This window comes from Ensifer sp. ENS09, from assembly GCF_014852425.1.
GTDB lineage: Bacteria > Pseudomonadota > Alphaproteobacteria > Rhizobiales > Rhizobiaceae > Ensifer.
Genome location: NZ_JACVBP010000002.1, coordinates 1,413,244 through 1,421,810, shown reverse-complemented (window position 1 = coordinate 1,421,810; position 8,567 = coordinate 1,413,244). Strand labels below are relative to the sequence as shown.

Annotated in this window: 6 protein-coding genes; 5 read left to right on the top strand and 1 reads right to left on the bottom strand. The window is 63.4% G+C overall.

The features are described 5' to 3' along the window. Positions 1-163: 163 nt before the first annotated feature. Positions 164-844 (bottom strand): alpha/beta fold hydrolase, encoded by a 681-nt coding sequence (locus IB267_RS15085; protein ID WP_210335843.1) that lies wholly within the window; start codon positions 842-844, stop codon positions 164-166. A 261-nt stretch (positions 845-1,105) separates the two neighbouring features. On the opposite strand from IB267_RS15085, the gene IB267_RS15080 reads away from it, so the two are divergent. From IB267_RS15080 to IB267_RS15060, 5 genes are all read left to right on the top strand, one after another. After that, positions 1,106-1,813 carry a lysoplasmalogenase gene (locus IB267_RS15080; RefSeq protein WP_192448271.1) on the top strand — a complete coding sequence of 236 codons (708 nt, stop codon included), beginning with the start codon at positions 1,106-1,108 and terminating at the stop codon, positions 1,811-1,813. After that, the gene (locus tag IB267_RS15075; protein ID WP_246810638.1) at positions 1,797-3,215 is read left to right on the top strand and encodes a coniferyl aldehyde dehydrogenase; all 1,419 of its coding nucleotides are present in this window, start codon (positions 1,797-1,799) and stop codon (positions 3,213-3,215) included. Before IB267_RS15080 ends, IB267_RS15075 begins: the two co-directional genes overlap by 17 nt. Positions 3,216-3,310: 95 nt before the next feature. Then, the gene (locus tag IB267_RS15070; RefSeq protein WP_192448269.1) at positions 3,311-5,653 is read left to right on the top strand and encodes a heavy metal translocating P-type ATPase; all 2,343 of its coding nucleotides are present in this window, start codon (positions 3,311-3,313) and stop codon (positions 5,651-5,653) included. A 247-nt stretch (positions 5,654-5,900) separates the two neighbouring features. Next, positions 5,901-7,436 (top strand): ABC transporter ATP-binding protein, encoded by a 1,536-nt coding sequence (locus IB267_RS15065; protein ID WP_192448268.1) that lies wholly within the window; start codon positions 5,901-5,903, stop codon positions 7,434-7,436. Then, complete coding sequence (locus tag IB267_RS15060) at positions 7,433-8,566, top strand: ABC transporter permease (RefSeq protein WP_034805123.1); 1,134 nt, start codon at positions 7,433-7,435, stop codon at positions 8,564-8,566. The genes IB267_RS15065 and IB267_RS15060 overlap by 4 nt, the downstream gene beginning before the upstream one ends. Position 8,567: the final 1 nt, after the last annotated feature.

Here is an 8,567-nt window from a genome sequence, read left to right as displayed (position 1 = left end):
GCGGGGTGGAGCAGCCCGGTAGCTCGTCAGGCTCATAACCTGAAGGCCGCAGGTTCAAATCCTGCCCCCGCAACCAAATCACACAAAAGCCCGCAAGGAGAAATCCGGCGGGCTTTCGACGTTTAAACGGTTTCCACCAGCCCTGAAAGAACGAGAGGCCCGCTCAACCTCGCTCCTGTGACCCAATGACATCGCGCAGGATGGCATTCAGCGCCAACGGTCGCTCCAGCGGAACATAATGGCCGCAAGCCGGCAGGACGTGCACTCGGCCGTTAACGGTGCTTGCTGCCTGTGAGGTACTCGCCCTCGGCCCCGGAGCGACATCGTCCGCCCCGGACACGATCGTGATCGGGCCCGGAAACGTCGTGAGGCAGTGATCCCGGCTTGGCCGTGTGTGAAATACGGTGACACCCCTTGCGATCTCCGCCGCCGAGGATCGTAACGCCATTTCTTTCGCCCGGTTGATGGTCGCGGCGCTGGTGGCGCGGGAAAACAAAGGCGCCCAATAGGATTCCCAGGCAACCTCCAGGCCTTCCTCGCCAATCAGTCTGAGCGCGGAGGCATGGAAAGTCGGATCGGGATGATGCTTTGCCTTCGTGCCGATCAGCACCAGGGCAGAGACCCGTTCCGGCGCGCTGGTCGCAATTTCGAGGGCGCATGATCCGCCGACGGAACAGCCGACAACGATGATATTGCCGCCGGTCAGTGGTTCGAGTGCCGCCCGCGCCCATACGTCGATCGTCTCTCCCGAAGAATAGAGAGTCGGGGCATGGGTTGCGCCTGGAAGCAGATGCATCTGTTCCGCCCACATGGAACCGTCGAGCGGCAATGCATGCAGCAGCAAGAGTTCGGGGGGCGACCTTGGCCGCGGCCTGTTGGCGAAGTTGGCGCTCATGAAACGCACTATGAGCCAGCCGCCGGCGAAAGGACAATCCGGGCGCACTTCGGACGTGTCACCAGCGGAGCGATGTCGGCAATAGTCCGTCAGGAGTGTGGTCGTTGCTTGAGATGCCCGTGCGCCCCGCTGGACAATCGCGCAAAAATAGAAACTATCGCCGTGACTGGAACAGAGTCGAAACGCGGCTTTAGGCGGGAGTGGCGCGGCATGAGTTATCAGGAGACCTTGGACGTTCAACGAAACCGACCCGTCTACGCGCTCTTTTTCGTCTGTGCCGCTTTGGCGATCCTCGGCAGCCTGCTTTCCGCTTCCGACGATTCTCCCTGGCGCTGGCTGCATTATCTGACCAAGCCGACGGCGACCCTGCTGCTTCTCGTCGTGGTGTTGCGAACGATCTCCCAAACATCCAGTGCCTATGTCTGGGCCGTGGCGATCGGCCTTGTCTTTGCGGCAGCCGGCGATGTCTTCCTGATGCTGCCGGGTGATTATTTCCTCGCCGGCCTCGTTTGCTTCCTGCTGACCCATTGCGCCTACATCTATGCGCTCACCCGCGACGCCAGATTTGCCGATAGCAAAGGCATCTTCGCCGCCTTTGCACTCGTCGCGCTCGCCGTCGTCGGCGGGCTCTGGACCTCGCTCCCGCCGGAGATGCGCATTCCCGTCATCGTCTATGCACTGGCGCTCGGTGTCATGGCGGCCCAGGCCATCTCCCGCGCCCGGCAGCTTTCGGGAGCGCCTCGGGCGACGGCAGCACGGTTCGCCGCCTATGGCGGCCTGTTGTTCCTGATCAGCGACAGCATTCTTGCCTATGGCCGTTTCCGCTTCGCAATCCCTTTCAACGCGCTCTGGGTGCTCGGCACCTATTATGCCGCCCAATGGTTTTTTGCCCGCTCGACCGATGACCACAGCCACTGACAATACTTCACACCTCCGTGCCACTCTCGACGGACTGCGCGCGGCCTGGCGCGATGAACGGCCGTCCGTCGAGCAACGCCGTGCGGACCTGAGCCGGCTCAGGGATCGCCTGCGCGCCCGCATGGAGGAGATGTGCGAAGCAATCGACCAGGACTTTGGCCATCGCGCCCGGCATGAGACCTTGCTTGGCGAAGGTGGCGTCGTGCTTTCTGAAATCGACCACACGCTGGCAAAGCTCAAACATTGGGTTCGGCCGGAGCGTCGCAAGGCCGGCTGGAAGCTGTGGCCGGCGAAGGCGGAGGTGCGGTACGTGCCGCTCGGCGTCGTCGGCATCATTTCGCCGTGGAACTATCCGATCAATCTGGCGCTGGCGCCGCTGGTGGCGGCGATCGCCGCCGGCAACCACGTGTACCTGAAGCCGTCGGAACACACGCCGCGCACCGCGGAATTCCTTCGTTCGCTGCTTGCCGACGTCTTTCCCGAGACGCGGGTGGCGGTCGCCTTGGGGGCGGCCGAACTTTCGGCGGCCTTCTCGGCGCTGCCCTTCGATCACCTTTTTTTCACCGGCTCGACTGCCGTCGGCCGCAAGGTGATGGCAGCGGCGGCGCAGAACCTGACGCCCGTCACGCTGGAACTCGGCGGCAAGTCGCCGGCGATCGTCGGCGAGCACGCGGACCTCGCCAAGGCCGCCGCCCGGATTGCAACCGGCAAGCTCTTCAACGCCGGCCAGACCTGCATCGCGCCCGACTATGTGCTGATCCATGAGAGCAAGCGGGATGCTTTCATGGAACTGCTGAAGCGGGAGATTGCCGCGCGCTACCGGTCGAAACGCGGTCTCGACGATTACACCTCGATCATCAACGACACCCAGTACGAGCGCCTGAAGCGGCTGATCGCGGATGCCGAGGGGCGCGGCCATCCGGTGGTTTCCCTTCTCGACGGGGCAGTGGACGTGGTCGCGCGGCAACGCGTCCTCATGCCGACGCTCGTGCTTGATCCGGACCGCGACAGCGCTGTCATGGGCGAAGAGATTTTTGGGCCGATCCTTCCCCTCGTCAGTTACGCCTCCATCGAGGAGGCCATCGCCTATGTGTACGATCGCGACCGCCCATTGGCACTTTATTGCTTCAGCCGCGACAAGGCCGAAATCGAAGCCGTCCTGTCGCGCATCGTCGCCGGCGGCGTCTGCGTCAACGACACGCTCTACCAGTTCGGCTGCAACGACCTGCCTTTCGGCGGCGTTGGCGCCAGCGGCATGGGGCACTATCACGGGCGCGACGGCTTCCTGACCTTCTCCAAGGCGATGCCGGTGCTGAGGAAACTCGATCCGGCGCCGAGCGACCTGGTGAAACCGCCCTATCGGGGCATTGCCGACTGGGTCATCCGCTTCCTGTCACGATAATTCGCCAAAAAATCTGCAATCACGCAGCAATTTGGCCTTGTAGCTCTAGTTGCTATAGGTCGTAGCCTTGCTTGAGAATTTGCAAGGAGCAGGTTATGGCGAGCACTATTCGGGAAGCCCGTTATCGCGTCGAAGGCATGGATTGCGCGTCCTGCGCGTCCAAGATCGATACGGCGGTGCGTCGGCTTTCGGGCGTCGAGGACGTATCGGTCTCTGTGTCGGCGGGCACCATGTCGGTCAAGTTTGCCGACGAGAACGATCTTTCGACATCGATCGTGAGCAGGGTCGGAAAGCTCGGCTATCGTTTGCATCCGATCCAGGCAGGCCAGGCGCAGGAGCGGAAGACGGCCCATGTCTGCTCCGGGCACGATCACAATCATGAGCACGATCATGACCATGACCACGGCGGCCACAGTCATGATCATGATCACGGTCACAAGCATAATCATGCCCATGACCATGATCATCGACACGATGAGCACGCCCGTCATCACGAAGGCAACGCCAGCCAGAAGGGCGAGGCAGCCGCAGTCGCGATGGGGCTTCATGGTCATGACCACGGCCCGACGAGCGGTCCCTGGTGGAAGTCGGGCAAGGGCAAGCTGACGATCGCCAGCGGCCTGGCGCTGATTGCTGCCTATGCGGTCGGCAAGACGATCCCGGTGACCGAGCCCTGGATCTTTACGCTGGCCATGCTCGTCGGTCTGTTGCCGATCGCGCGGCGCGCCTTTGTCGCCGCAACCATGGGCACGCCGTTTTCGATCGAGATGTTGATGACGATCGCTGCGATCGGCGCGGTCTTCATCGGTGCGACCGAGGAGGCGGCGATGGTCGTCCTGCTCTTCCTGGTCGGTGAACTGCTGGAAGGCGTGGCCGCCGGCAAGGCGCGCGCCAGCATCCAGTCGCTGACGGCCCTCGTTCCGAAGTCCGCCTTCGTCGAGCGCGACGGGCGGCTGGATGAGGTTCCCGCCGAGACGTTGAGCGTCGGCGCCGTCATTCTCGTTCGCCCCGGCGACCGCATTCCGGCCGATGGCGTCATTCTCTCCGGCGAAAGCGCCGTCGACGAAGCGCCGGTGACCGGCGAAAGCACGCCCGTGCGCAAGGAAGTCGACGACACTGTCGTTGCCGGCACTGTCAATGGTTCCGGCGCGCTCCGCGTGCGGGTCACGGCCGCCGCTGCCGACAACACCATCGCGCGCATCGTCCGCATGGTGGAGGAAGCCCAGGAAAGCAAGGCGCCGACCGAGCGCTTCATTGACCGCTTCTCGCGTTACTACACGCCGGGTGTCGTCGTCGTTGCGGCGCTTGTTGCCGTGCTGCCGCCGCTTCTCTGGGGCGGCTCCTGGGATGAATGGATCTACAAGGGTCTTGCGATCCTCTTGATCGGTTGCCCCTGCGCGCTGGTCATCTCGACGCCGGCTGCGATCGCCGCCAGCCTTTCGGCCGGCGCCCGCCGCGGCTTGCTGATGAAGGGTGGCGCCGTGCTTGAGAATGTCGGCAAGGTCACGGCCGCCGCTTTCGACAAGACCGGAACGCTGACCGAAGGCAAACCGAAGGTGACGGATATCGTCGGCTTCGGCCGTTCGGAGGCCGACGTCCTGCGCCTTGCAGCAGCGCTGGAGCAGGGATCAAGCCACCCGCTCGCCCGGGCCATTCTGGAACGCAGCACGGCCGATGGCGTTGCGATCCCCACTATCGCCACCGTCAATGCGGTCGGCGGCAAGGGGTTGGAAGGCACCGTCGAAGGCGCAGTACTCTTCTTCGGTTCGCCGAAGGCCGCCGCCGAGCGCACGCCGATGACGCCCGACGAAAAAGCGCGCGTCGCCGCTCTCAACGATGAAGGCAAGACCGTTTCGGTGCTGGTGGCCGGTGGCGTAATTGCCGGCGCCATCGCCATGCGCGACGAGCCCCGGCCGGATGCGGCCGCGGGCGTGAAGGCGCTCACCGATGCCGGCCTGCGCGTCGTCATGCTGACCGGCGACAACCGCCGCACGGCCGAAGCGATCGGCCGCCAGTTCGGCATGGAGGTCCGCGCTGAACTGCTGCCCGAGGACAAGCAACGCATCGTGCGCGAATTGAAGGCGGAGGGCTTCAACGTTGCCAAGATCGGCGACGGCATCAACGACGCGCCAGCACTGGCCGCGGCCGATATCGGTATCGCCATGGGCGGTGGCACCGATGTGGCGCTGGAAACGGCAGACGCGGCGGTCTTGCACGGCCGCGTGGGCGACGTTGCGGCGATGATACGGCTCTCCCGCTCGACGATGCGCAACATCGTACAGAACATCACGATTGCGCTTGGCCTGAAGGCCGTCTTCCTGGTGACGACGATCATCGGCGTCACCGGCCTTTGGCCGGCGATCCTCGCCGACACCGGCGCAACCGTTCTCGTCACGATGAATGCCCTCAGGTTGCTTCGGCCCGTGCGAGCCGCCTGAGAACCACCATAACTCCCAAGACGAAGGACCGGCGGCACCCGTTGTCGCCGGTTTTTCGCGTCCAAGTGCCTGTGTATATTCACGCTGGACTCTCACCAGCGATCTGATGAGAGTATAAGGAGATCACGGTTGAGGGCTTTCGCCCCGAAAAATCGATGATAAACTTAGACCAAATGGTAAAAAAATCGCCGGCACGGTTTCTGGGAAGAATGCCGAAGCGGGCCAGTTTGGGGATCGCAAGGCCAATATGGACAATATTGCCATCGAACTGCGTGGGATCGACAAGAGTTTCGGTCCGGTCCACGCCAACAAGAACATCAATCTAAAAGTCCGCAAAGGGACGATCCACGGCATCATTGGCGAGAACGGTGCGGGAAAATCGACCCTGATGTCGATCCTCTACGGCTTCTATCAGGCCGATAGCGGTGAAATCCTCGTAGATGGCAAGCCGGTCGCTATCCGCGACCCGAATGCGGCGATCGCCGCCGGCATCGGCATGGTCCACCAGCACTTCATGCTGGTCGAGAATTTCACGGTGCTGGAAAACATCATGCTCGGCGCCGAGGACAGCCAGATCCTCAACAAGGGTATCGCCAAGGCGCGCGTGGAATTGAAGCGGCTGGAGCGCGAATACGCGCTGGAAGTCGATCCGGATGCCATCATCGAAGAACTGCCCGTTGGTCTGCAGCAGCGCGTCGAGATCCTGAAGGCGCTTTATCGCCGGGCCGACATCCTTATCCTAGACGAGCCGACCGGCGTCTTGACGCCGGCCGAGGCCGACCACCTCTTCCGGGTGCTCGAACAGCTGAAGAACCAGGGCAAGACCGTCATCCTCATCACCCACAAGCTGCGCGAGATCATGGCGATCACCGACGAGGTGTCGGTCATGCGCCGCGGGGAGATGGTCGCGACGCGCACGACGGCCGAAACCTCGGTAGAAGAACTCGCTGAACTCATGGTCGGCCGTCGCGTGCTTCTGCGTGTCGAAAAGGGCGAAGCCAAGCCCGGCGAGGTGAAGCTCGCCGTCGAGGGGCTGACGGTCAAGGACGGCCGCGGCGTCACCATGGTCGACAACGTCTCCTTCGACCTGAGGGCGGGCGAGATCGTCGGCATCGCCGGCGTTGCCGGCAACGGCCAGTCCGAACTGCTCGAAGCGATCTCCGGTATCCGCCGGGCCGTATCGGGCTCCGTGCTTCTGAACGGCAAGCCGATCGATGTTACCGGCCGCGCCGACCCTTCCGAACTGCGCAACCGTGGTCTCGCCCACGTGCCGGAAGACCGCCATCACGTCGGCCTCGTCCTGAAGTTCGAGGAATGCGAAAACGCGATCCTCGGCTACCATCACGACAAGCGTTACCTCAACGGTGTCTTCCTGAACGTCGATGCGATCCGCAAGGACGCCGAGCAGCGCATTGCCGAATACGACATCCGCCCGCCGAACCCGCGGTTGAAGACCGCTAACTTCTCCGGCGGCAACCAGCAGAAGATCGTGCTGGCGCGCGAAATGGAGCGCGGGCCCGATGTGCTGATTATCGGCCAGCCGACGCGCGGCGTCGATGTCGGCGCCATCGAATTCATCCATAGACGGATCATCGAGATGCGCGACCAGGGCATGGCTGTCCTTTTGGTCTCCGTGGAACTCGATGAAATCCGCGCCCTGTCGGACCGTATTCTCGTCATGTTTGCCGGCCGTGTCGTCGGCGAGCGCGATCCGGATGCGACCGAGGGCGAACTCGGCCTGCTGATGGCCGGCGTTGAAGGCCGCAAGGAGGCCGCAGAATGAGCACCCCCTATGCTAAGCTTCCGGGCTGGGTCGAATACGGCCTCGTCCCGCTGGTCAACCTCGCCGTTGCCTTCCTCGTCGCCGGTCTCGTCGTGCTGCTCGTCGGTGAAAACCCGCTGGAGGCGGCCTATCACCTGATCAACGGCGCCTTCGGCCGCGGCGAATATCTCGGCTTCACACTGTACTACGCCACCACCTTCATCTTCACCGGTCTTGCCGTCGCGGTCGCTTTCCATGCCGGCCTCTTCAACATCGGCGGCGAAGGCCAGGCCTATGTCGGCGGCATCGGCGTGGCGCTCGCCTGCCTCTGGCTCGACCAGACGATGCCGTGGTTCGTCGTCTTCCCGCTGGCGATCCTCGGATCGGCCTTCTTCGGCGCCGCCTGGGCCTTCCTGCCGGGCTGGCTGCAGGCCAAGCGCGGCAGCCACATCGTCATCACGACGATCATGTTCAACTTCATCGCCTCGAGCCTGATGGTCTACCTGCTCACGCGCGTGCTGAAGCCGCTTGGCTCCATGTCGCCGCAGACGCGCACCTTCGCCGAAGGGGGGCAACTGCCCAAGCTCGATTGGCTGCTCGCGATCTTTGGCCTCGATATCGGCACGGCGCCGTTCAACGTCTCGTTCCTGCTGGCGCTGGTCGCCGCCTTCTGCGTCTGGCTTTTGATCTGGCGTACCAAGCTCGGCTATGAGATGCGCACCATGGGCCACAGCCCTTCGGCCGCACGTTACGCCGGCATGAGCGAGAGCCGCATTACCGTCATCACCATGATGATCTCAGGTGCGCTTGCCGGCATGATGGCGCTCAATCCGATCATGGGCGAACAGGGGCGCATGCAGCTCGACTTCGTGCAGGGCGCAGGCTTCGTCGGCATCGCCGTGGCGCTGATGGGCCGCTCGCATCCGGCCGGCATCATCCCGGCGGCCATTCTCTTCGGCATGCTCTACCAGGGCGGGGCCGAGATCTCCTTCGAAATGCCGTCGATCTCGCGCGACATGATCGTCATCATCCAGGGCCTCGTCATTCTCTTTGCCGGTGCACTCGAAAACATGTTCAGGCCGGCAATTGCCCGGCTGTTTGCGATGCAGAGCCGCCGTGCGGCCGTCGTGGCACAGACCAAGGGAGCTTGAA